24 protein-coding genes are annotated in these 22,445 nt (G+C 72.5%); 7 read left to right on the top strand and 17 right to left on the bottom strand.

The window, feature by feature from the left end:
• Nucleotides 1-34: 34 nt before the first annotated feature.
• Together EDD40_RS41355 and EDD40_RS02610 are read right to left on the bottom strand one after the other, a co-directional pair.
• A complete protein-coding gene (locus tag EDD40_RS41355) occupies nt 35-751 on the bottom strand; it encodes a hypothetical protein (RefSeq protein ID WP_170184925.1) in 717 nt (238 codons plus the stop codon).
• Nucleotides 748-1,062 carry a PadR family transcriptional regulator gene (locus EDD40_RS02610; protein WP_123741476.1) on the bottom strand — a complete coding sequence of 105 codons (315 nt, stop codon included), beginning with the start codon at nt 1,060-1,062 and terminating at the stop codon, nt 748-750. The genes EDD40_RS41355 and EDD40_RS02610 overlap by 4 nt, the downstream gene beginning before the upstream one ends.
• A 207-nt stretch (nt 1,063-1,269) precedes the next feature.
• Here EDD40_RS02610 and EDD40_RS02605 point away from each other — a divergent pair, with 207 nt between their 5' ends.
• The 4 genes from EDD40_RS02605 to EDD40_RS02590 all read left to right on the top strand — a co-directional run bounded on the left by EDD40_RS02605 (nt 1,270) and on the right by EDD40_RS02590 (nt 4,043).
• Nucleotides 1,270-1,989, top strand: coding sequence for a thymidine kinase (locus EDD40_RS02605; RefSeq protein ID WP_123741475.1), 720 nt, complete (start codon nt 1,270-1,272; stop codon nt 1,987-1,989).
• Nucleotides 1,990-2,057: 68 nt separating this feature from the next.
• On the top strand, nt 2,058-2,684 hold the full coding sequence (locus EDD40_RS02600) for a helix-turn-helix domain-containing protein (RefSeq protein ID WP_123741474.1): 627 nt from the start codon (nt 2,058-2,060) through the stop codon (nt 2,682-2,684).
• Nucleotides 2,685-2,757: 73 nt separating this feature from the next.
• On the top strand, nt 2,758-3,228 hold the full coding sequence (locus EDD40_RS02595) for an NUDIX hydrolase (RefSeq protein WP_123747695.1): 471 nt from the start codon (nt 2,758-2,760) through the stop codon (nt 3,226-3,228).
• Nucleotides 3,229-3,698: 470 nt separating this feature from the next.
• A complete protein-coding gene (locus tag EDD40_RS02590) occupies nt 3,699-4,043 on the top strand; it encodes an RNA polymerase-binding protein RbpA (protein ID WP_123741473.1) in 345 nt (114 codons plus the stop codon).
• A gap of 69 nt (nt 4,044-4,112) precedes the next feature.
• On the opposite strand, the gene EDD40_RS02585 is transcribed toward EDD40_RS02590, so the two are convergent.
• Genes EDD40_RS02585 through EDD40_RS02575 form a run of 3 tightly spaced genes read right to left on the bottom strand, consistent with a single transcriptional unit; the run spans nt 4,113 to nt 7,078 of the window.
• Nucleotides 4,113-4,907: a polyprenol monophosphomannose synthase gene (locus EDD40_RS02585; protein WP_123741472.1), complete on the bottom strand. Its 795-nt coding sequence runs from the start codon at nt 4,905-4,907 to the stop codon at nt 4,113-4,115.
• Complete coding sequence (lnt, locus tag EDD40_RS02580; protein WP_246037361.1) at nt 4,882-6,489, bottom strand: apolipoprotein N-acyltransferase; 1,608 nt, start codon at nt 6,487-6,489, stop codon at nt 4,882-4,884. Before lnt ends, EDD40_RS02585 begins: the two co-directional genes overlap by 26 nt.
• 4 nt (nt 6,490-6,493) lie before the next feature.
• Nucleotides 6,494-7,078 carry a protein NO VEIN domain-containing protein gene (locus tag EDD40_RS02575; RefSeq protein ID WP_170184924.1) on the bottom strand — a complete coding sequence of 195 codons (585 nt, stop codon included), beginning with the start codon at nt 7,076-7,078 and terminating at the stop codon, nt 6,494-6,496.
• A 37-nt stretch (nt 7,079-7,115) separates the two neighbouring features.
• Here EDD40_RS02575 and EDD40_RS02570 point away from each other — a divergent pair, with 37 nt between their 5' ends.
• Entirely contained in the window at nt 7,116-7,301 is a 186-nt protein-coding gene (locus tag EDD40_RS02570; protein WP_123741470.1) for a PspC domain-containing protein, read from the top strand.
• Here EDD40_RS02570 and EDD40_RS02565 read toward each other — a convergent pair.
• The 10 genes from EDD40_RS02565 to EDD40_RS02520 form a co-directional block, all read right to left on the bottom strand.
• On the bottom strand, nt 7,295-8,041 hold the full coding sequence (locus tag EDD40_RS02565; protein WP_123747693.1) for a TetR/AcrR family transcriptional regulator: 747 nt from the start codon (nt 8,039-8,041) through the stop codon (nt 7,295-7,297). The two genes, EDD40_RS02570 and EDD40_RS02565, sit on opposite strands and share 7 nt — an antisense overlap.
• Before the next feature lie 10 nt (nt 8,042-8,051).
• On the bottom strand, nt 8,052-8,417 hold the full coding sequence (locus tag EDD40_RS02560; RefSeq protein ID WP_123741469.1) for a GntR family transcriptional regulator: 366 nt from the start codon (nt 8,415-8,417) through the stop codon (nt 8,052-8,054).
• 517 nt (nt 8,418-8,934) lie between these two features.
• Nucleotides 8,935-9,324: a 3-aminobutyryl-CoA ammonia lyase gene (gene kal, locus EDD40_RS02555; protein ID WP_123741468.1), complete on the bottom strand. Its 390-nt coding sequence runs from the start codon at nt 9,322-9,324 to the stop codon at nt 8,935-8,937.
• Complete coding sequence (gene kamE, locus EDD40_RS02550) at nt 9,321-10,163, bottom strand: lysine 5,6-aminomutase subunit beta (RefSeq protein WP_246037359.1); 843 nt, start codon at nt 10,161-10,163, stop codon at nt 9,321-9,323. The genes kal and kamE overlap by 4 nt, the downstream gene beginning before the upstream one ends.
• Nucleotides 10,160-11,728: a lysine 5,6-aminomutase subunit alpha gene (gene kamD / locus EDD40_RS02545; RefSeq protein ID WP_123741467.1), complete on the bottom strand. Its 1,569-nt coding sequence runs from the start codon at nt 11,726-11,728 to the stop codon at nt 10,160-10,162. Before kamD ends, kamE begins: the two co-directional genes overlap by 4 nt.
• A 28-nt stretch (nt 11,729-11,756) precedes the next feature.
• The gene (locus EDD40_RS02540; RefSeq protein ID WP_246037357.1) at nt 11,757-13,340 is read right to left on the bottom strand and encodes an amidohydrolase; all 1,584 of its coding nucleotides are present in this window, start codon (nt 13,338-13,340) and stop codon (nt 11,757-11,759) included.
• On the bottom strand, nt 13,337-14,353 hold the full coding sequence (gene kdd, locus EDD40_RS02535; RefSeq protein ID WP_123741465.1) for an L-erythro-3,5-diaminohexanoate dehydrogenase: 1,017 nt from the start codon (nt 14,351-14,353) through the stop codon (nt 13,337-13,339). Before kdd ends, EDD40_RS02540 begins: the two co-directional genes overlap by 4 nt.
• A 129-nt stretch (nt 14,354-14,482) precedes the next feature.
• The gene (locus tag EDD40_RS02530; RefSeq protein ID WP_123741464.1) at nt 14,483-15,964 is read right to left on the bottom strand and encodes a tripartite tricarboxylate transporter permease; all 1,482 of its coding nucleotides are present in this window, start codon (nt 15,962-15,964) and stop codon (nt 14,483-14,485) included.
• Nucleotides 15,957-16,544 carry a tripartite tricarboxylate transporter TctB family protein gene (locus EDD40_RS02525; RefSeq protein ID WP_246037355.1) on the bottom strand — a complete coding sequence of 196 codons (588 nt, stop codon included), beginning with the start codon at nt 16,542-16,544 and terminating at the stop codon, nt 15,957-15,959. Before EDD40_RS02525 ends, EDD40_RS02530 begins: the two co-directional genes overlap by 8 nt.
• On the bottom strand, nt 16,541-17,515 hold the full coding sequence (locus EDD40_RS02520; protein ID WP_123747691.1) for a Bug family tripartite tricarboxylate transporter substrate binding protein: 975 nt from the start codon (nt 17,513-17,515) through the stop codon (nt 16,541-16,543). Before EDD40_RS02520 ends, EDD40_RS02525 begins: the two co-directional genes overlap by 4 nt.
• 173 nt (nt 17,516-17,688) lie before the next feature.
• Here EDD40_RS02520 and EDD40_RS02515 point away from each other — a divergent pair, with 173 nt between their 5' ends.
• Nucleotides 17,689-19,260 carry an ATP-binding protein gene (locus tag EDD40_RS02515; RefSeq protein WP_123741463.1) on the top strand — a complete coding sequence of 524 codons (1,572 nt, stop codon included), beginning with the start codon at nt 17,689-17,691 and terminating at the stop codon, nt 19,258-19,260.
• The gene (locus EDD40_RS02510) at nt 19,257-19,925 is read left to right on the top strand and encodes a response regulator (RefSeq protein ID WP_123741462.1); all 669 of its coding nucleotides are present in this window, start codon (nt 19,257-19,259) and stop codon (nt 19,923-19,925) included. Before EDD40_RS02515 ends, EDD40_RS02510 begins: the two co-directional genes overlap by 4 nt.
• Here the strand turns inward: EDD40_RS02510 and EDD40_RS02505 are convergent.
• Complete coding sequence (locus EDD40_RS02505) at nt 19,910-21,457, bottom strand: alpha-amylase family protein (protein WP_123741461.1); 1,548 nt, start codon at nt 21,455-21,457, stop codon at nt 19,910-19,912. The genes EDD40_RS02510 and EDD40_RS02505 overlap by 16 nt on opposite strands.
• The gene (locus EDD40_RS02500; protein WP_123741460.1) at nt 21,454-22,413 is read right to left on the bottom strand and encodes a TIGR03885 family FMN-dependent LLM class oxidoreductase; all 960 of its coding nucleotides are present in this window, start codon (nt 22,411-22,413) and stop codon (nt 21,454-21,456) included. The genes EDD40_RS02505 and EDD40_RS02500 overlap by 4 nt, the downstream gene beginning before the upstream one ends.
• Nucleotides 22,414-22,445: the final 32 nt, after the last annotated feature.

Below are 22,445 nucleotides of genomic sequence, written 5' to 3'. Positions count from 1 at the left end.
CCGCCCGGGTCGCACGACCCGGGCGGGCGCGGGGTCAGGCGGCGGACTCGGGCGCCCGGGCCGTCCAGGGCCGCGACACCGCCACCACGGCGGCGGCGATCAGCCACGCCGCGGACATCGTCCCCGTCGACAACGCCGGGGCGGACACGACCGACGCGACACCGGCGACGAGCGCGACCGGCGCGACCGCCCACCACACCCGCGGCACCGGCGGCGCCTCCCGGTGGAACCCCGCCACCACCGCCGCGGCCGTCAGCAGCGCCGGGCCCTGCCACAGCAGCGTCCACCACGGCGGCGACCCCGCCGCCGCCGACCACACCACCGCCACCAGCGACAGCACACCCGACAGGCCCGCCGCGACCCGGCCCACCGCGCGGCGGCCGGCGACCAGCGCCGCGAACGCCACCAGCGCCGTCACGTCGTACCACCAGCCCTGACCGTCCGCGGCGGCGCCGAGCCGGGCGGTCACCGTCCACGACTGGGCCGAGGACACCAGCTGCCCGAGCAGCCCGGTCAGCGCCAGCACCCGCAGCGCGGTCCCCGCCGGGCGCCGCGCGCCCAGCCGCACCCGCACGGCCAGCGCCAGCGTCGCGCCCGTCTCGCCCCAGCCCGGCCAGCCGTGCTCCAGGTCCAGGTCGTCGGTGCGGTCGGCGAGGAAGATGCCGACCATCTCCTCCTCGCGCTCAGCGCGGTACCGGGCGGGCAGCAGCCGCAGCAGCGACCGGTAGCGGCGTTCCAGGTTCGACCTCACAGCGCACCCCTCGCCTTGAGCACCGACGACGCGGCGCGCACGTTGGCCGACAACCGGGCCACCTCCGCCGCCAGCACCCGCACGCCCGCGTCGGTCAGCCGGTAGTAGCGGCGCAGCCGCCCCTGGTGCACCTCCTCCCGGTCCCGCTCGGCCAGGCCCTCGGCGACCAGCCGGTCCAGCACCCCGTAGAGCGTGCCGACCCGCAGCCGCATCCGACCCTCCGACAGCCCGTCGACCGCGCGCACGATCGCGTAGCCGTGCAACGGCTCCTCCGCCAACGCGGTGAGCACCAGGAACACCTGCTCCGACATACCTCTCACACCGCACGTTATACCGCTTCGCGATATATCTCGGCAACAAGTCCGGTCGTGCGACCCGCCTCCGCCCGGCTGGTCGCACGACCCGCCTCACCGGCGCCGGGGGTGCCCCGCGACCCCGAAGCCGCGCGGGCGCCGTCCCGGTCCCGCGGGCAAGGCCGGGACACCGGCGGCCGGCGCCGCGCATTAGGGTGGCCCGCCGTGGAACCGATCATCACCTCCCCCGACCCGACCGACGCGCTGTCCTCCGTGCCCGCCGCCGGGGCCGGTCGCGGGCTGCCGCCCACGGGGCGGCTGCGGTTCTTCTTCGGGCCGATGGACTGCGGCAAGTCGACGCTGGCCCTGCAGATCGACCACAACCAGGCCCGGCAGGGCCGCCGGGGGCTGCTGCTGGTGCGCCACGACCGCTCCGGCACGCCCACCATCTCCAGCCGCATGGGCCTGGTCCGCCACGCCCTGGAGGTCCACGAGGACATGGACCTGTGCGCGCTGGTGCGGGAGCACTGGTCGCGGGGCAGCCGGGTCGACTACGTGATCGTCGACGAGGCCCAGTTCCTCTCCGCCGAGCAGGTCGACCAGCTCGCCGAGCTCGCCGACGACGCCCACCTCGAGGTGTACTGCTTCGGCCTGGCCACCGACTTCCGCAGTGCCCTGTTCCCGGGCTCGCAGCGGCTGTTCGAGCTGGCCGACGAGCTCAACGCGATCCAGGTCGAGGTGCTGTGCTGGTGCGGACGGCCGGGCCGGTTCAACGCCCGCGTGCACGACGGCGACGTGGTGCGCGCCGGGGACACGGTGCTGGTCGCCGACACGGTCGCGGCGGACACCGCGGAGGTCCGCTACCAGGTGCTGTGCCGCACCCACTACCGCACCGGCGACCTCGGGCCGCACCCGGTGGACGACCGGCAGCTCAGCCTCACCTGACCCGGTCGCCCGCCCGCGGCCCCGACGCCGCACACTGGGATCCCCCGTTGCCGATCCCGGGACGACACATGAGCGACGCCGACCTCCCCGCCGATCCCGCCCCCGACGCGGCCGACGACGCGGCCGACGACCCGACCGACGAGGTGCTGGACAAGGTCGGCGAGCGGCTGCGCCACATCCGCACGAGCCGGGGCGCGACGCTGGCCGACCTGGCGGCGGCGACGGGGATCTCCAAGAGCACCCTGTCGCGCCTGGAGTCGGGGCAGCGGCGGCCGAGCCTGGAGCTGCTGCTGCCGATCGCGCGGGCGCACCGCGTGCCGCTCGACGAGCTGGTGGGCGCGCCGCCGGTGGGCGACCCCCGGATCCGGCCGGTGCCGGTGCGCCGCAACGGCATGACGGTGCTGCCGCTGACCCAGCAGCCGGGCGGGTTGCAGGCGTTCAAGATGATCATCCCGGACCGGGGCGAGCCGGATCCGCGCACGCACACCGGCTACGAGTGGCTCTACGTGCTGTCGGGGCGGCTGCGGCTGATCCTGGCCGACCACGACGTGGTGCTGGCGGCCGGCGAGGCGGCGGAGTTCGACACGCGGCTGCCGCACTGGTTCGGGCCGGCGGGTCCGGAGCCGGTGGAGATCCTCAGCCTGTTCGGCAAGCAGGGCGAGCAGATCCACATGCGCACCCGGCGCAAGACCTGACCCGCCGGGGTCGTCACACTGTGCGCATGAGGACTGTGCGGGCGGGGACCGGTCGCGGGGCGGGGTGTCGGGCGTGACGGGCGGGCGCAGTGCCGGGATCCTGCTGCACCGGGTGGTCGACGGCGGGCTGCAGGTGCTGCTGGGGCACATGGGCGGCCCGTTCTGGGCCCGCAAGGACGAGGGCGCCTGGTCGATCCCCAAGGGCGAGCCCGACGACGGGGAGGACCTGGAGGCGACCGCGCGGCGGGAGTTCGCCGAGGAGCTGGGGCTGCCGGTGCCCGAGGGCGAGCTGGTGCCGCTGGGCGAGGTCCGGCAGTCCGGCGGCAAGGTCGTGACCGCGTGGGCACTGGCGGGCGACCTGGACCCCGACCGGGTGGTTCCCGGGACGTTCACCCTGGAGTGGCCGCGCGGGTCCGGGACCGTGCGCGAGTTCCCCGAGGTGGACCGGGTGGCCTGGTTTCCGCTCGTCGAGGCGCGGGTAAAAGTGGTGAAGGCCCAGCGGGAGTTGCTCGACCGACTCGCCGAAAAGCACTCTTTCGAGTGACACTGAAGCTATCGAAGGGGTCAAGCGTCCGATTGGACGTTTGGGTGCGGTCCGGACGGGTGATTCATCCTCATGTCCGCCACCGAGCACACTCGTCCCGCCACCCTGAGTGGCGGGCTGCGGTTAAGACCGCGAAATAACTTTGCGTAACCGTAACCATGACGGACGTCACTACCGGCGAGTTAAACCCGCCGTAACGTCGCCCTGCGTGGTCGGTCTAAGCTGTCGCAGCCGCACGTCTTCTGCCAGGACTGCTCCATCAGTGTGATGGGGTCGCCCGGTAGCTTGATAACGCGTCACGATCCGGCCGCGATTGCATCCCTTAGGAGGAAGCCTTCGTTGACGGGTGAAAGACGTCACTGTGGGCGACGATGACCGTGAAGCCGGGAACGAACGGAGCAGTCCGATCGTTGCACTCGGTGAGCAACAAGCCTGGGCCCCGGCCCTGAGCCGAGCGAAAGGACACCGCCATGGCCGACCGCGTTCTACGGGGTAGCCGGCTCGGAGCAGTCAGCTACGAGACCGACCGCAATCACGACCTCGCCCCGCGCCGGTCGGTGCGGTACGCCTGCCCCAAGGGCCACGACTTCGAGGTCCCGTTCTCCGACGACGCCGAGATCCCGCACACCTGGGAGTGCCGTCTCCACGGCCAGGAGTCGAAGATCATCGACGGCGTCGAGCCGGAGGCGAAGAAGATCAAGCCGCCGCGCACGCACTGGGACATGCTCCTGGAGCGGCGCACGATCCCGGAGCTCGAAGAGCTGCTGGACGAGCGGCTCGAGGAGCTGAAGGGGCGGCGCACCCGCACCGCCTGACCGCGTCAACGTGCGAAGGGCCCGCCGGATCCGTTCCGGCGGGCCCTTCCGCGTGGTGGGCGCGGGTGCTCAGCGGCTGCTGGGCGTCTTGGCCTTCCTGGGCGCGAGCAGGTCGCGCAGCTGGGTGCCGCGGCGGCGCACACCCCACTTGGTGACCCGCCACAGCGCTTCGCGGACGATGTTGCCGCTCATCTTGGACTCGCCGATCTCACGCTCGGTGAACGTGATGGGGACCTCGACGACACGGTAGCCGAGTTCGATGGTGCGCCACGCCAGGTCGATCTGGAAGCAGTAGCCCTGGGAGGCGACGGTGTCGAGCTTGAGCCGGTCGAGGACCTCGGCGCGGAAGGCGCGGAACCCGCCGGTGATGTCCTTGACCTTCGCGCCGAGCGCGATCTGCGAGTAGACGTTGCCGCCGCGGGAGATGACCTCCCGGTACTTGGGCCAGTTGACCGTGCTGCCGCCGGGCACGTACCGGGAGCCGAGCACGAGGTCCGCGTCGCGCAGGGCGTCGAGCAGCCGGGGCAGGTCCTCGGGGGCGTGGGAGCCGTCCGCGTCCATCTCGACCACGACCGCGTAGCCGCGGTCGAGCGCCCACCGGAACCCGGCGACGTAGGCCGCGCCGAGCCCTGCTTTCTCCGTGCGGTGCAGCACGTGCACGCGGTCGTCGTCGGCGGCCATCTCGTCGGCCAGCTGTCCTGTGCCGTCGGGGCTGCCGTCGTCGACCACGAGGGCGTGCACGTGGGGCAGCGCGGTGTGCAGCCGTCGCACGATCTTCCCGATGTTGTCCCGCTCGTTGTAGGTCGGGATCACCACCAGCACCGGCCCGAGCTCGCGGTCAGGCTGCGCCTGCTGGTCCGCCATCCGTGTCCTCCTCGCCGGCCCCCGCACCAGGGGTCGGACGCGTCCGTCGTCGTGTCGTTGTCAAGGCGATCGCCACGGCCATCAGGCCCAGAGCGGTCATCACCCACTCGGGCCATGCGCCGAGCCGGGTGGCCAGCGTAGCCTCCCCGCGCAGCGGCACGGTGGCCACCAGCGCGTCGGCGGTGAACATGCCGGTCCGCCGGCTGACGGACCCGTCGGGGGCGACGATCGCGGACACGCCGCTCGTGGCGGAGACGATGACCGCTTTGCCGTGTTCGACGGCGCGGACGCGGGACATGGCCAGCTGCTGGTAGGTCATCTCGGTGTAGCCGAAGGTGGCGTTGTTGGTGGGGATGGCGATGAGGTTCGCGCCCTCGGTGACCGAGTCGCGGACGACGCCGTCGAACGCGACTTCGTAGCAGGTGTCGATGGCGACCTTGGCGGGGCCCATGGTGAAGCCCTCGGGGTCGGTGCCGGGTTGGAAGGTGCCGGCGCGGTCGACGGCGTCGGTGAAGATCCGGAAGAACCCGCGGTAGGGCATGGTCTCGCCGAAGGGCTGGAGCTGCCGCTTGGTGTAGGTGTCGGTGGGGCCGACGCCGGGTTCGTAGAGCACGACGGTGTTGCGGGGCAGTTTGTCGTCGGGGTCGATGACGACGGCGCCGACGGCGATGGGCGCGCCGATGGCCTCGGTGGCGCGGCGGATCTGGTTGGCGGCGTCGACGTTGCGGAAGGGGTCGATGTCGGAGGAGTTCTCCGGCCAGATGACCAGGTCGGGTTGTTCGGCGCGGCCGGCGCGGACGTCCTCGGCGAGCAGGAGGGTGCGGGCCACGTGGTTGTCGAGCACGGCGCGGCGTTGGGCGTTGAAGTCGAGGCCGGCGCGGGGGACGTTGCCCTGGACGGCGGCGACGGTGGCGGTGCCCTGGTCGGGGTCGGTGTGCACGAGGGTCGCGGCGGCGAGGGCGGCGGCGAGGGGCAGCACGAGGGCGGGCACGCCGATCCGCCAGTCGCGGATCAGGTGGGCGGCGCCGAGGCCGGTGAGGGCGACGGCGAACCCGACCAGGGGCGCTCCGCCGATCGCGGCCAGCGGCAGGTACCAGCCTTCGGGTTGGCCGAAGGCGATCTTGCCCCAGGGGAAGCCGCCGAAGGGCACGACGGCGCGCAACGCCTCGTCGGCGACCCACACCAGCGCCATCCACAGCGGCGCGCCCGGCAGGCGGGACACGGCGGCCATGGCGGCGGTGCCGACCGCGATGAGCAGCGCGCACAGCAGGGCCAGGGGCAGCCAGGCGATGAGGCCGACGAACTCTCCGGTCCAGCGCAGCAGGGGCGCCATGAACGCCAGCCCCCACACCAGGCCGAGGCCGAAGCCGGCGCGGGCGCGGCGGCCGTGCAGCAGCAGGCCGAGGACGGCGAACCCGAGGGGCGCGAGCCACCAGGTCGTGCGCGGGGGGAAGCTGAGGAACACCGCGGCGCCGCCGGCGGCGGTCAGGAGCGTCCGCAGCAGCGTGCCGCGCACGTCCCGGCGGCGGGCGGGGGGCGTGTCGGCGACGGGTTGATCCGGCGTCACGGGGGCTGCGACCACCGGTTCAGCCTACGAGCCGCCGGTCCCACCCCGACCGCCGACCCGTGCCGGTGCCGCGTCGTCCGTCCGACGCGGTGGCGGTAGGCGATGGGCGTGAGGTCCTCCCCGCCACCGCCCAGGGGTGCACGACCCGCGTCCGGCCGCCGCCGGCGCGCGGCGGGGTCGTGGTGCGGTCCAGCTCGACGTCGCGGACGACGACGAGCACGGTGTGCGGGTACCGGTCGGCGTTGAGCAGGACCTCGTTGCGGGTGAGGACGACCTCGGCGCCGGCCGAGGTGGTGCCCTTCACTTCGACGTGGAGCCGTTCGCCGGGTCGGGTGGCGTCGAGGTCGTAGGACTCGGTCGCGCCGACGTCGCGGACGGTGGAGCCCTGGGCTTCGAGGTAGCGGCGGGCGCGCGTCACGGCGTGGGTCTCGATCGCGGCGCGTGCGGCGGAGGCGTCGGCGTCGGCGACCTCGGGCGCCTGCCCGTCGGCGGGTCCGGTCGTGCCGTCCAGCCGGGTGACCGGTCGTGGGGGTGGACGTGTGGGGTGGGGTGGGGTTGCCCTGGGATTGGGGTGTGACCGGTGGGGGTAAATCAGGGTTCCCACCGATGTGGGGGTGTGCGGGCGCGGGGAGGGTGGAGGTATGACGACGTTGACCAGGCCTCAGGACCGGAAAGTGATCGCGGGTGTGTGTGCGGGGTTGGCGGCCCGGTACGGGTGGAAGGCGAGCACCGTGCGGGTGGTGTTCGTGCTGTCCTGCCTGCTGCCGGGCCCGCAGTTCCTGATCTACCTGGTGTTGTGGGTGATGATGCCCAAGCGTCCCTACTGACGGCGGTCGACGAGGGCCTGCACGCCGTCCAGGACGCGGTCCAGGCCGAAGGTGAAGGCGTGCTCGCCGTCGTAGGCGGCGCCGTGGGTCTGGCCGGCGGCGGCGCCGACGCGGGTGGCGAGGGGGTAGCGGGCGGGGTCGAGGACCCGGGCGAGCAGGGGTGCGGCGCTGTGCCACCACTGCTCGTCGGTGAGGCCGGTGCGGTCGCGGGTGCGGGCGGCGTCGACGGTGACCCGGGCGGCGGAGCGGACGTGGGCCAGCACGAGGGTCAGGACGGAGTCCATCTCCAGGTCGGTGAGGCCGATGCCGTCGACGGCGCGCAGCTCGTAGTCGTACTTGGCGATGACGTGGGGTCCGAGGACGGCGCGGCCGGCGGGGACCTGCAGCAGCCAGGGGTGGCGCAGGAGCAGGTCGCGGTTGTCGCGGGCGATGCGGGTGAGGCGGCCGCGCCAGCCGCCGGGCACGTCCTCGGGGCGGGGTGTCTCGGCGTGCACGGCGTCGACCATGGCGTCGAGGAGTTCGGCTTTGCCGGGGACGTGGGTGTAGAGGGACATGGTGCCGACGCCGAGGGTGTCGGCGACGCGGCGCATGGACAGCGCGGCGAGCCCTTCGGTGTCGGCGAGGGTGACGGCGGCGGTGACGATGCGGTCGACGCCGAGGTCCTTGCGGGCGGGTCGGCCGCCGGTGCGCCACAGCACGGCGAGGGTGCGGGCGGGGTCGCCGTCGGGTTCGGTGGCCACGGGCCTCACCCTACGGGTGGTGGGTGTCGGTGAGGGCGGCGCGGACGATGTCGAGGGCTTCGTCGCCGGTGAGGCCTTGTTCGCGGGCGGTGGCGGCGTAGGCGCGGGCGGCGCGCAGGACGCGTTCGCGGCCGCGTTGGCCGGCGGCGCTGACGACGGTGCCGGCGCGGCCGCGGGTTTCGATGAGGCCGGCTTCCTCGAGTTCGCGGTAGGCGCGGGCGACGGTGTTGACGGCGAGGCCGAGGTCGGCGGCGAGGGCGCGCACGGTGGGCAGGCGGGTGCCGACGGCGAGGTCGCGGTCGGTGATCCGGCGGGCGAACTGGGACCGCACCTGTTCGTAGGGCGGCACGGGTGAGGCCGGGTCGATGCTGATCACGCGTCGATAGTGGCAGAGCGGGGCGGGTGGGCGCGTCGTGGCCGGGGGTGACGTCGGGTCGCCGGTCGGGCACGGGGCGTGGCAGGGTGGTGGTCGTGTCGCGCCGATCGTTGCTGCTGACCGTGGTCCTGGCCCTGGTCACGGGTGTGGTCGCGGCGGTGGTGCTGTTCGCGCCGGGCCGTCGCGTCGAGGGCACGCCCGTCCCCCGCTGCACGGTGTTGCAGGTGTTGGCGGACAGCGACGCGGAGATGCGGCGGGTGGCGGCGCAGCTGCGGGGGGATCGTCGGGTGCGGGAGGTGCTCGACGAGCGGACGCAGGCGGACAACCACGCCCGGTTGACCGAGGCGTTGCGGGCGTCGGGGCGGGACGACCTGGCGGACGCGGCGCGGGTGGAGCGGACGCCGGCGTCGTTGCGGGTGGTGGAGGCGTCCGGGGTTGACGTCGCGGAGTTCGCCGGTGAGCTGCGGCGGGAGCACCGGGTGAACGTGATGGACGTGTGCGGCGACCCCGGGGAGGGTCACGGGCGCGGGGGTGCGACGACGGTGCCGCGGGCGCGGGTGACGAGCAGGGGCGGGTCGAGGACGTCGGCGGCGGACGGGCCACGATCGGGGGCGCGGCGGCACACGACGCGGGCTTCGAAGTCGATCTCGCGGGAGCGGGTGCCGACGCGGACGAGGGTGGCGGTGGCCTCGACGACGTCGCCGGCGCGCAGGGGTGCGAGGAACTCGACGGCGGAGTAGGCGGCGAAGAGGCCTTCGTCGCCGTCGGTGCGGATGAGCAGTTCGGTGGCGACGTCGCCGAACAGGCCCAGTCCGTAGGCGCCGTCGACGAGGTCGCCGCCGTAGTGGGCGTGGGAGTGGGGCACGTAGCGGCGGTGGGTGACGGTGAATCCCTCGGTGAGGCTCACGCGTTCTCCTTGGGTGCGGCGGCGGTCCCGGCCTTGGTCCCGCGCCTGGTTTTCCCGCGGGCGGCGGTCGGGGTGGTGGTCGTGGTCTGCGTGGTCTGCGTGGTGGTGCGGGTCCTGGTGCGCACGGCGTGGGTGAGGTAGCTGGCGACTTCGCCGGGGGTGGTGCCGCGGCCGAACACGCGGTCGACGCCGAGTTCGGCGGCCATGAGCGGGTCGAAGCGGGGTCCGCCGGCGATGAGCAGGGGCCGCCGCTCCCCCATGGCCTCGCGGAACGCGGCGGACATCTCCTGGGTGTTGAGGATGTGGGCGTCGCGTTGGGTGACGACCTGGGAGACGAGGACGGCGTCGGCTTTCTCGGCGCGGGCGCGGCGGACGAGTTCGGGGACGGAGACCTGCGCGCCGAGGTTCACGACGGTGAGCTCGCGGTAGTACTCGAGGCCTTTCTCGCCGGCGAAGCCCTTGATGTTGAGGATGGCGTCGATGCCGACGGTGTGGGCGTCGGTGCCGATGCAGGCGCCGACGACGACGAGTTTGCGGCGCAGCAGCTTCTTGAGGGTGGTGTTGATCTCGGCGGGCGGCAGGAGGGGGTAGTCGCGTTCGACGACGCGCACGTCGTCGAGGTCGACGAGGTGGCGGACGGAGCCGTAGACGACGAAGAAGGTGAAGTCGTCGCCGATGGGGTGGGAGTGCACGACCATGGCGGGGTCGATGCCCATCTTGTTGGCCAGTTGCTGGGCGGCGCCGTCGGCGTGGGGTCCGGCGGGGATCGGGAGGGTGAAGGAGGTCTGCACCATGCCGTCGCCGGTGGTGTCGCCGTAGGGGCGGACGTGGCGTGTCACGGGTGTGCCTCCAGCAGGTCGGCGGCGGGGTTGAGGTAGTCGTCGGCTTTCTCCACGACGCCGTCGGCGCCCTTGCCGCCGGTGGCGGGGCGTTTCATGAGGCCGAAGGTGCCGTCGGCGATGGCGTCGAGCAGGCCGTCGTCGACGATGCGGGCGAGCAGGTCGACGGCTTCGCCGAGGACCTGGTGGGCGCGTGTGACGATGAGGCCGTCGGGGGCGGGACGGAAGTCCTCGCGCAGTCCGCCGGCGGCGTCGAGGACGTAGCGGACGTTGCGCAGGGCGAGGTCGCGGTCGGACAGGAACGGGGTGACGACGGCTTCGGTCATCATGCCGACGAGCAGGATGGACTGGCCGGTGAGCAGGCCGGCGAGGGTGAAGAACCCGTCGAGCAGGTAGCCGTGGAACACGTCGCCGGTCATGTGCTTGGTGGGCGGCATCCACTTGAGCGGCGCGTCGGGGAACAGTTCGCGGGCCAGCAGGGCGTGGGCGAGTTCGAGGCGGAACGACTCGGGCACGGCGGGGTTGATCTCGAAGGCGTGGCCGAGGCCGAGGAGGTGGTCGGGCAGGCCGGCTTCGTGGGCGAAGTGCTCGTTGAGCAGTTGGGAGACGGTGACGGTGTGCGCGGCGTCGACGGCGTCGGCGGTGGTGAGGTAGTTGTCCTCGCCGGTGTTGATGACGATGCCGGCGCGGGCGTGGACCTGGCGGGAGAAGCGCTGGTCGACGAAGGTCCGCACGGGGTTGATGTCGCGGAACAGGATGCCGTACATGGAGTCGTTGAGCATCATGTCGAGGCGTTGCAGGCCGGCGAGGACGGCGATCTCGGGCATGCACAGCCCGGAGGCGTAGTTGGTGAGCCGCACGTACCGGCCGACTTCGCGGGACACCTCGTCCAGGGCCGCGCGCATGATGCGGAAGTTCTCCTGGGTGGCGTAGGTGCCGGCGAAGCCGTGGTGGGTGGCGCCTTCGGGGACGTAGTCGAGCAGCGACTGGCCGGTGGAGCGGATGACGGCGATGATGTCGGCGCCGGCGCGCGCGGCGTTGCGGGCCTGGACGACGTCCTCGTCGATGTCGCCGGTGGCGACGATGAGGTAGATCCAGGGTCGTCGGGGCGGGTCGCCGAGGGTGGCGACGAGCCGGTCGCGCCGGGCGCGGTTGCGGTCGACGGTGCGCAGGCCCTTGGTGACGGCGGCGGTGGCGGCCTTGCGGGCCCGTTCCCGGTCGCGGCCGGTGGGCTGGGTGTAGCGGACCTGTCCGGCGGCGGTGGCCTCGGCCAGGTCGGTGAGGCTGGTCAGGTCGTGGGCGCGCAGGGCGTGGAAGACGGGCAGCGCGACGCCGTGTTCCAGGCCGCAGTGCTCGCGGACGGTGTCGACGACCCGGTTGACCCAGGGGACGTCGCCGGCGCGGTGGGTGGTGTCGGCGCCGGTGATGCCGGCCAGGCGGAGCGTGGCGCGCTCGACCGCCACCGTGGTGTGGGCCTTCGCGAGGGCCACCACCGGTTCGGCGGCCTTGGCGGCGAGCGCGCGCGCCGTGGCGACCACCTGCGGGTCGAGGTCGAGCAACGCCATCGGGTTCACTCCTGTTCTGCGGTGCGGGCTACGCGAGGTCGCCCCGGTCGTGGACGGTGCGGCCGCGCAGGACGGTGCGCAGGCAGGCGGGGGTGGGTCCGTCGAGGGCGGGCAGGGCGGGGACGCGGGAGCGCGGGTCGGTGGACCAGCGCTGCACGCGGCTGTCGGGGGCGGCGACTTCCAGCTCCCCCGCCTCCCACACGGCGTAGGTGGCGGGCGCGCCGGGTTGCAGGGTGCCGGTGACGCCGTCGTCGACGCCGGCGGCGCGCCAGCCGCCGCGGGTGTGGGCGGTGAACGCGGCGCGCGGGGAGATGCCGTGGCCGTCGGTGCGGTGGTGGACGGCGGCCTTGACCGCGGCCCACGGGTCGATGGCGGTGACGGGGGCGTCGGAGCCCAGCGCGAGGATCATGCCGGCGGCGGCGAGCCGGGAGAACGGGTTGAGCGCGGTGCCCCTGCGGGCGCCGAGGCGGCGGGCGTACATGCCGTCGGGGCCGCCCCACTCGCGGTCGAAGAGGGGCTGCACGGAGGCGACGACACCCCAGGAGCCCAGCCGGGCGGCCTGCTCGGGGGTGATCATCTCGAGGTGTTCGAGGCGGTGGCGGCGGGCGGCGAGGGCGGGGACGCCGACGATGTCGGCGGCGCGGGCGAACCCGTCGACGACGGCGGCGACGGCGGCGTCGCCGATGACGTGGAACCCGCCCTGGATACCGGCGCGGGTGCAGGTGACGAGGTGCCCGGCGACGGCGTCGGCGTCGAGGTAGAGGGCGCCGGTGGTGTCGGCGTCGGCGTAGGGCTCGCACAGGGCGGCGGTGCGGGAGCCCAGGGCGCCGTCGACGAACAGGTCGCCCGCCAGGCCGCGCACGGGCAGGTCGACCGGGTCCAGGCCGCCCCAGTAGCCGACGACGTCGAGCAGGTCGGTGGCGAGCAGGTCGGCGAGGTCGTCGCGGCTGGAGATGTCGGGTCCGGCGCACTCGTGCACCGACGCGATGCCGCGCGACGCGGCGTGCCGCAGGAACGCGCGTTGGGCGGCGCGGCGCCGGTCGGCGGGGATGGCGTCCTTCGCGGCGCGGCGCACGTGGTGGTGCGCGGCGCGCGAGAGGGGCCCGTCGGGGGTCCAGCCGTCGGCGCCGCGGGCGTCGGGGGCGAGGTCGAGCAGCGCGGTGGACGCCAGCGCGGAGTGCACGTCGATGCGGGAGAGGTAGACGCGGGCGCCGCGGGCGGCGTCGTCGAGTTCGGCGCGGGTCGGCGGCCGGTTCTCCGGCCAGCGGGTCTCGTCCCAGCCGTGGCCCCACACCACGGGGCCCTCGGCGGCCCGCACGGCGTGCAGCAGCTCGGCCAGGGAGCGGCACCCGGTCAGGTCCAGGCCGGTGAGCAGCAGCCCGGCGGAGGTGGCGTGCACGTGGGCGTCGACGAACGCGGGGGCGACGAACGCGCCGCGCAGGTCGGTCACCTCGGCGTCGGGGTGCAGGGCGCGGCCGGCGGCGTCCTGCCCCAGCCACACGACGGTGCCGTCGCTGATCGCCATGGCGGTGGCGTCGGGAGAGGTCGGGGAGTGGATGCGTCCCCCCACGAGCAGGCGCGTCGCCCCGGGGGCGCCGTTCACGGTAGTCACGCCTGCTGAGTCTGCCGGTGCTCGAACAGGGCCCGCACGGCAGGTTCGCCGCGCAGCAGGTCCAGGGCGAACGCGGCGTGACCTGGCACGTAGCCGTTGCCGACGAGCATCTCCACGTCGGCGGCGAGGCCTTCGGCGCCCAGCGCGGCGGCGGGGAAGGACGTGGCCATGGAGAAGAACACGACCGTGCCGCCGTCGGCGGTGGCCAGGATCGCGCCGTGCTCGCAGCCGGGCACGTCCACGCACACCACCGTCACGTCCACCCGGTCGCCGACCGCGTCGGCGACGGCGAGGGGGTCGCGGGCGTCGGCGACGACGACGGTGTCGGCGAGACCCGCGGCGCGGACGGCGGCGGCCTCGGCGGCGGTGGGCACGAGCGCGACGAGCCGGGACGCGCCGGCGCGGCGGGCGGCGGCCAGCGACAGCGACCCCGACTTGCCCCCGCCGCCCAGGACCAGCACCGACGGCGCGTGGCGGCGGCGCACGACCCGGTCGGTCAAGGCGGGCGCGCCGCACACGTCCAGCACGGACAGGGCCAGCGGTTCGGGCAGGTCGTCGGGCAGCACGGCGGCGATGGAGCGGCCGAAGAGCACCGCGGTGCCCCGGCATGGGACCTGCTCGTCCGTCCCGTCCCACGCGGCGAGGTCGTCGGTGATGCGCAGCGGGGTGAGGGTGAGCGACACCAGGGTCGCGATCCGGTCGCCCGGCCGCAGGCCGAGCGGGGAGCGGGGGCCGGCTTCGCGGACGGTGCCCAGCAGCATGCCGCCCGATCCGGTGACGGGGTTCTGCATCTTGCCGCGGGCGGCGACGATGTCCAGCACGGCCCGCCGCACGCCGGCGACGCCGTGCTCCTCGCGCAGCTGCCGGTAGGAGGCGGCGTCGAGGTTGAGCCGGGAGACGTCGACGAGGACCTCGTCGGGTCCGCACACCGGGGTCGCGTCCAGCCGGCGGGCCTGCTGCGGCAGCACCCCGGCGGGGTCGAGGACGCGGTGCAGACCGTAGGGCGACGTCATGGAAATCCTCCGGTCGACAAGGCTCTGGACCGGGATATCTTCACGCGAACGGGCGAGATTCCGCAAGGGACACGCTGCGGGGCCGTAGACGGCCGTGCCCGACCCCACGAGGGGCCGGGCACGGACCGGTCAGCTCCCGCGGCGGACCCGCAGCACCACCGCGACCACCACCACCACCGCCAGGACCGCGTAGGCGACCGCCGCGAACGGGCTCGTGACCAACGCCGCCGGATCGCCCTCGCCGATCTGCAACGTCCGCCGCACCTGCTCCTCGGCCATCGGCCCCAGGATCAGCCCCACCACCAGCGGCGCGACCGGGTAGCCGTGGCGGCGCATGAAGAACCCCGCCACCCCGATGACCAGCAGCACCACCAGGTCGTCCACCACGAAGTTCACCGCGTAGGTGCCCAACGCCGCGAACAGCAGGATCCCCGCGTACAGGTAGGGCCGCGGGATCTGCAGCACCTTCACCCAGATCCGCACCAGCGGCAGGTTCAGCACCAGCAGCATCACGTTGCCGATGTACAGCGACGCGATCAGCGCCCACACCAGCTCCGAGTCGTTGGTGAACAGCAGCGGACCGGGCTGGATGCCGTAGCTCTGGAACCCGGCCACGATCACCGCCGCCGTCGCCGTCGTGGGCAGCCCCAGCGTCAGCAGCGGCACCAGCACCCCCGCCGCGGCCGCGTTGTTCGCCGCCTCCGGCCCGGCCACCCCCTCGATCGCGCCCTTCCCGAACTCCTCCGGGCGCCGCGACAGCTTCTTCTCCGCCGCGTAGGACAGGAACGTCGACACGTCCGCCCCGCCGGCGGGGATGGTGCCGATCGGGAACCCGATCGCGGTGCCCCGCAGCCACGGCTTCCACGACCGCCGCCAGAACTCGCCGGTCATCCACTTCCCGCCCACCGGCACCACCTCGACCGGGCCGTGCCGCATCCGCGCCGCCACGTACAGCGCCTCGCCCACGGCGAACACCCCCACCGCGACCACGACCACGTCCACCCCGTCGGACAGCGTCGGCACGCCCAGGGTGAACCGCTGCTGCCCGGTGAGCGTGTCGGTGCCCACCAACCCGATGAACAACCCCAGCGCCAACGACGCCAGCCCGCGCACCGGCGACGCGCCCAGCAGCGCCGCCACGGTGGTGAACGCCACCACCATCAGCGCCACGTAGTCCGCCGGACCCAGCGTCACGGCCAGCTCGGCGATCGACGGCGCCGACACGGTCAGCAGCACCGTCGCGATCGTGCCCGCCACGAACGACCCGATCGCCGCCGTCGCCAGCGCCGCCGCGCCCCGCCCGGCGCGCGCCATCCGGTTGCCCTCCAGCGCCGTCACCACCGACGACGACTCACCCGGCGTGTTGAGCAGGATCGACGTGGTCGACCCGCCGTACATGCCGCCGTAGTAGATGCCCGCGAAGATGATCAACGCGGCGGTGGGTTCCAGCGAATACGTCAACGGCAGCAGCAACGCCACCGTCATCGCCGGGCCGATGCCCGGCAGCACACCCACGGCGGTGCCCAGGGTGACGCCCAGCAGGGCGTAGAGCAGGTACTCGGGCTGCGCGGCGGTCGCGAAACCCTCCAACAGCGCGGTGAGGCTACCCATCGAGCAACGGCACCCCCTCGAACACCCCGGCGGGCAGTGACAGACCCAGCCCGGACGCGAACAGCACCTGCACGACCAGCGCCAGCGCCACCGCGACGAGCAGCGCCTTCCACCACACCGCGCCCAATGTCCACGCCGCCCCGAAGAACAGCACGGCCGCCGCCACCGGCCAGCCCGCCACGTCGATCAGCGCCAGGTGCGCCACCAGCACCGCGACCAGCTTCACCACCGTCGCCCAGTCGGTGCGCACCGCCGCGTCGACGTCCTCGGCGTCCTGCGCCGCGCCCAACCGGCCGCGCGCGGTCGCCACGATCGCCGCCACCCCCGTCACCAGCAGCAGCACACCCACCGCGTACGGGAACGCGCGCGGCCCCACCGTGCCCGTCGAGCCCCGCACCGCGATCGACGTCGCGTCCACCAGCGTGAACACCCCCAACGCCGCCACCAGCGCGCCGAAGACGTACTCCTCCGCCCGCGCCGACCGGGACACGCCCGCGGACACGCCGTCGCGGGATGCCGGGCCGGGGGCCGTCGGGTCGGGGGCCGTCGGGTCGGGGGCCGTCGGGTCGGGGGCCGTCACGACACCAGGCCGATCTCCTGCAACACCGGCTTGATCCGGCCGATCTCCTTGGTCAGGAACGTCGAGAAGTCGTGCCCGGTCTGGAACGTGTCCGTCCAGCCCTTCTTCGCCAGCTCCTCCTGCCACTGCGGGCTCGCGTGCATCGCCGTGACCAGCTCCACCAGCCGGTCCTTCGCCGCCACCGAGATCGACCCCGGCGCCACCACCCCACGCCAGTTGATCAACTCCACACCCGTGCCCAGCTTCGTGAACGTCGGCACCTTCAACTCCGGGTGCTCCTTCGGCCCCGACGTCCCCAACGCCCGCAGCTTCCCCGCCTTGATCTGCTCCACGTACTCGCCCACACCCGAGATCCCGGCGTCGACCTTCCCACCCAACAACGCCGCCAACGACTCACCACCACCCGAGTACGGCACGTAGTTCAACTTCCCCGGATCGATCCCCGTCGCCTGCAACAACATCCCCGCCAGGATGTGGTCCGTGCCGCCCGCCGAACCACCGGTGATCGACACCCCCGTGCCCTTCTCCCGCACCGCCGCCAACAACTCCTCGATCGTCCGGTACGGCGACTCCGCCGGCACCACCACCACCTCGTCCTCCGCGGTCAACCGCGCGATCGGCGTGGTGTCCTCCAACCGCTTGTCCACCTCGTTGGTCTCCACCGCCCCCACCATCACCAACCCGGTCACCATCAGGTAGCTCTCGGACCGCTCGGTGGCCAACTTCTGCAGCCCCACCGTGCCGCCCGCCCCACCCACGTTGCTGACCTGCACCGAGTCCGCCAACCCGGCGCCGTCGATCGCCGCCTGCATCGCCCGCGCCGTCTGATCCCAACCCCCGCCCGGATCCGCCGGCGCCATGATCTCCAACCGGCCCACCTCATCACCGGCCCCACCACCACCCCCGCACCCCGCGAGCACCAGGCCCGCGACCGCCACGGCCGCGAGAAGTCGGGTGTGCTGTCCTGCCATCGGGTCCTCCACCACAAATCCGGCCGATCACGGCCAAGCCCGCAGCACCGTCGCTCCGGTGGGCCGGAACGGTAGGAGCCCACCCCCCACCCGACCCCGCAAAGGTCGTAACGGCCGTATTGGTCGTTTAGGTCGTGGCCCCGCTCACACCCGGTGGGCCAGAATGCTCAGCCATGCGCCGCCGTTCGGTCCCCCTCGGGGTCACCCTGCTCGCCCTGCAGGTGGTCATCGTCCTCGCCACCACCTGCGCGGCAGGCCTCCTGGCGGCCAAGATGCAGAGCGACCGCATCCGCGAGGCCTACAAGGACCGCATGCTCTCCGTCGCCGAAAGCGTCGCCCGCCTCCCCACCGTCGTCGACGCCTTCGCCTCCCCCGACCCCGCCGGCACCATCCAACCCCTCGCCGAACTCCTCCGCCGCGCCTCCGGCGTCACCTACGTCGTCGTCACCGACCTCGACGGCGTCCGCTACGCCCACCCCGACCCCGACCGCATCGGCGAACGCGTCTCCACCGACCCCAGCAGCGCCCTGTCCGGCCACGTGTTCGTCGGCACCGAAACCGGCACCCTCGGCACCTCCCTGCGCGCCAAAGTCCCCGTCCGCTCCCCCACCGGCGACATCATCGGCATGGCCTCCGTCGGCATCCTCGAACGCGAACTCGACGCCGACCTCGCCGAAGACCTCCCCGAACTCATCGGCTGGCTCGCCGCCGCCGCCCTCGTCGGCGTCCTCGGCGCCGCCCTCGTCACCCGCCTGGTCCGCACCCGCACCTTCAGCCTCGAACCCGACGAGATCGCCCACCTCCTCGAAACCCGCGACGCCATGCTCCACGGCATCCGCGAAGGCGTCGTCGCCGTCGACGACCACGAACGCCTCGTCCTCGTCAACGACGAAGCCCTCCGCCTCCTCGGCCTCACCCACGACCCCACCGGCAAACCCGCCGCCACCGTCCTCGAACACGGCGGCCTGCTCGACCTCACCCGCACCCACGACGACGTCACCGACCGCCTCGTCCTCGCCGGCGAACGCGTCCTGCTCGCCAACCGCATGACCGCCAAAACCCACGGCCGCCCCGTCGGCGTCGTCCTCACCCTCCGCGACCGCACCGAACTCCACGACGCCCTGCGCGAACTCGACGGCCACCGCACCGTCACCGAAGTCCTCCGCGCCCAAGCCCACGAGTTCACCAACCACCTGCACGTCATCAGCGGCCTCGTCGAACTCGACCGACGCGACGACACCGTCGCCTACATCGAACGCGTCGGCGGCGCCGGCTCCGTCACCTCCGACATCATCGGCGGCGCCATGACCGACCCCGCCCTCGCCGCCCTCCTGCTCGCCAAGTCCTCCACCGCCCACGAACGCGGCGTCGCCCTCCGCCTCGACCCCGCCACCACCGTCCACGCCCGCACCGGCGACGACGCCCTCACCGTCCTGGGCAACCTCGTCGACAACGCCGTCGACGCCGTCCACCCCGGCGGCACCGTCCGCGTCCTCGTCCACTCCGACCCCACCGGCGTCCGCGTCGTCGTCGACGACGACGGACCCGGCGTCGACCACACCCAACGCCACCGCATCTTCACCCTCGGCGTCAGCACCAAAGCCCCCCGAGGCGCACACGGACGAGGCATCGGCCTCGCCCTCGTCTCCCGCGTCGTCACCCGCCGCAGCGGACGAGTCCACCTCACCGACTCCGAACTCGGCGGCGCCTCGTTCGACGTCTGGCTCCCGGAGGCCGCCCGATGACCATCCGCACCCTCGTCGTCGACGACGACTTCGCCGTCGCCGCCGTCCACCGCGGCTTCCTCGACGCACTACCCGGCTTCACCGTCGTCGGCGAAGCCCACGCCGGCGCCGAAGCCCTCCGCGCCGTCGACACCCTGCACCCCGACCTCGTCCTGCTCGACATCCACCTCCCCGACATCTCCGGCCTCGAAGTCCTCGCCCGACTCCGCGCCAGACCCGGAGCACCCGTCGACGTCATCGCCGTCACCGCCGCCCGCGAACGCGACACCGTCCGCCAAGCCATGTCCCGCGGCGTCGACCACTACCTCGTCAAACCCTTCACCCGCGCCGCGTTCCTCGACCGCATGCGCGAATACCTCGCCCGACGCACCGAAGCCCAACGCCTCGGCCCCTGGCTCGACCAGGACGAAGTCGACCAACTCCTGCAACACCGACCACGGACCGCCCTACCCAAAGGACTCTCCGCCGTCACCCTCAAACTCGTCCACGACGCCCTCAAAACCACCGACGACGACCTCTCCGCCCAAGAAGTCGGCGACCGCGCCGGCCTCTCCCGCGTCAGCGCCCGCCGCTACCTCGAACACCTCGTCACCACCGGCAAAGCCGAAGTCCAACCCCGCTACGGCATGGCCAACCGGCCCGCCCACGGCTACCGCCTCACCTGACGGAACCACCGACACCCGTAAGGACCCAGCTCCACCACCGCCGTCCCGTCCTTCCCCGGCGCCACCGTCCCGTCCACCAACAGATCCGTCAGCACACCATCCACCTTCGGCACCTCCACCGACACCTCCCGATCGGCGAAGTTGTGCACCGCCACCACCACACCACCATCGATCTCACACCGGTGCGCGAACACCGACGGCTCCGCCGTGTCGATCGTCGAGAACTCACCCCACGCCAACTCCGGGCACTCCCGATAACGCTCGACCAACAACCGCGTCCACCCCAACAACGAATCCCCGTCCCGACGCTGCTCGTCCACCGAGTCCCACCACATCGGCGTCCGCACCGCCAACCGCCCCTCCAACGACAAGTCCTCCGTCATCCCGACCTCCTCGCCGTAGAACAACACCGGCGTCCCGGGCAACGAGAACAACAAGCTGTACACCATCTTGATCCGACCCAGATCCCCCTCCAACATCGACGGCAACCGCCGACGCAGACCCCGCCCGTACAACTGCATGTCCTCATCCGGACCGAACGCCGCGAACACCTCCTGCCGCTCCGGCTCCGTCAACTTGTCCAACGTCAACTCGTCGTGATTGCGCACGAACGTCGCCCAATGACAATCACGCGGAGGCTCCGGCCGCTCCTTCAACGCATGCGTCAACGGACTCGCGTCCTGCCGCGCCAACGACAAGTACATCTGCTGCATCCCGATGAAGTCGAAACACATGTGCAACTCGTCGCCCACACCGTCCGAACCACCGAAGAACGCCATCGCCTCCGTGTACGGCAGGTTCACCTCACCCAACAGGATCGCCTCGCCGTTGCGCCGCGACAGGAACGCCCGCAGATCCGCCAGGTAGTCGTGCGGATCCGGCAACGCCTCCACCGGCGCCTCCAACAAGAACGGCACCGCGTCCACCCGGAACCCCGACAACCCCAACTCCATCCAGAACCCCATCACCCGCGCGATCTCATCCCGCACCCGCGGGTTCGCCACGTTCAGATCAGGCTGGTGCCGGTAGAACCGGTGCAAGTAGTACTGCTTCGCCTTCCGGTCGTAAGTCCACAACGACGTCTCCTTGTCCGGGAACACCACACCCTCGTGCGCGTCCGCCGGCGGCTTGTCCGCCCACACGTACCAATCGTGGAACGGACTCCCCGGATCACGCGCCGCCTGGAACCACGGATGCTGATCCGACGTGTGGTTCACCACCAGGTCCGCGATCACCCGCATCCCCCGGTCCCGCGCCGTCCGCACGAACTCCGCGAAATCACCCAACGTCCCCAACCGCGGATCCACGTTGTAGAAATCCGTGATGTCATACCCGTCATCCCGATCCGGCGTCGGGAAGAACGGCATCAACCACAAACACGTCACACCCAACCGGTGCAAGTGGTCGATCTTGTCGATCAACCCCCGGAAATCACCGTGCCCGTCACCATCCGAATCGTGGAACGTCTCCACGTCCAAGCAGTACACCACGGCGTTCTTCCACCACAGGTCCGCCGTCCTCGTCAGCTTCACGCCCCCACCTCCGGCAGCACGCGCTCACCGAACGCGTCCAGGAACCGCTCCTGCTCCCGACCCACGTGGTGCAGGTAGATCTCCTCGAACCCCAGATCCGCATAACCCCGGATCGTCTTCGCATGCCACCCCAGATCCGACGACACGTTCACCACCTCCGCCACCCGACTCACCGGAACGTGCTCCGACACCACGTCGAAGTGCTCCGCCGTGTCCAAGTCCCAACACACCGGCGGCCCGAACACATTGCTCCGCCACTGATCGTGCGCGACCCCCCGCGCCTCCTCATCCGACTCCGCCCAACTCAAGTGCACCTGCAAGTGCAACTTCCCCCGACCACCCGCATCCCGGTACGCCGCCACCATCCGCTCCAACCGCTCCACCGGCGCGTTCACCGTGATCAACCCGTCCGCCCACCCCGCACACCACCGCGCGGTCTCCTCGCTCACCGCCGCACCGATCAACAACGGAGGCACCTCCGGCCTCGTCCACAACCGCGCCCGATCCACCCGCACCAGACCGTCGTGACTGACCTCCTCCCCCGCCAACAACGCGCGGATCACCTCCACGCACTCCAACAACCGCGCGTTCCGCACCTCCTTGCGCGGCCACCCACCACCCGTGATGTGCTCATTGCTCGCCTCACCACTGCCCAACGCCGCCCAGAACCGACCCGGGTACATCGCACCCAACGTCCCGATCGCCTGCGCCACGATCGCCGGGTGATACCGCTGACCAGGCGCGTTCACCACCCCGAACGGCAACCCCGTCGCCTGCAACGCCGCACCCAACCACGACCACGCGAACGCGCTCTGCCCCTGCCGCGCACTCCACGGCGAGAAGTGGTCCGAACTCATCGCCGCCCCGAACCCCACCTCCTCCGCCCGCCGCACCGCCGCCAACAACGCGGAAGGGTGGACCTGCTCATGAGACGCGTGCACACCGATGACGGTCATGCCGTCTCACATACCCAAGCCACCCCCCGACG

Origin of the sequence: Saccharothrix texasensis (assembly GCF_003752005.1) — a bacterium.
Lineage (GTDB): Bacteria > Actinomycetota > Actinomycetes > Mycobacteriales > Pseudonocardiaceae > Actinosynnema > Actinosynnema texasense.
Note: the sequence above shows the minus strand (reverse complement) of the source record. Positions and strands in the feature narration are given on the sequence as shown.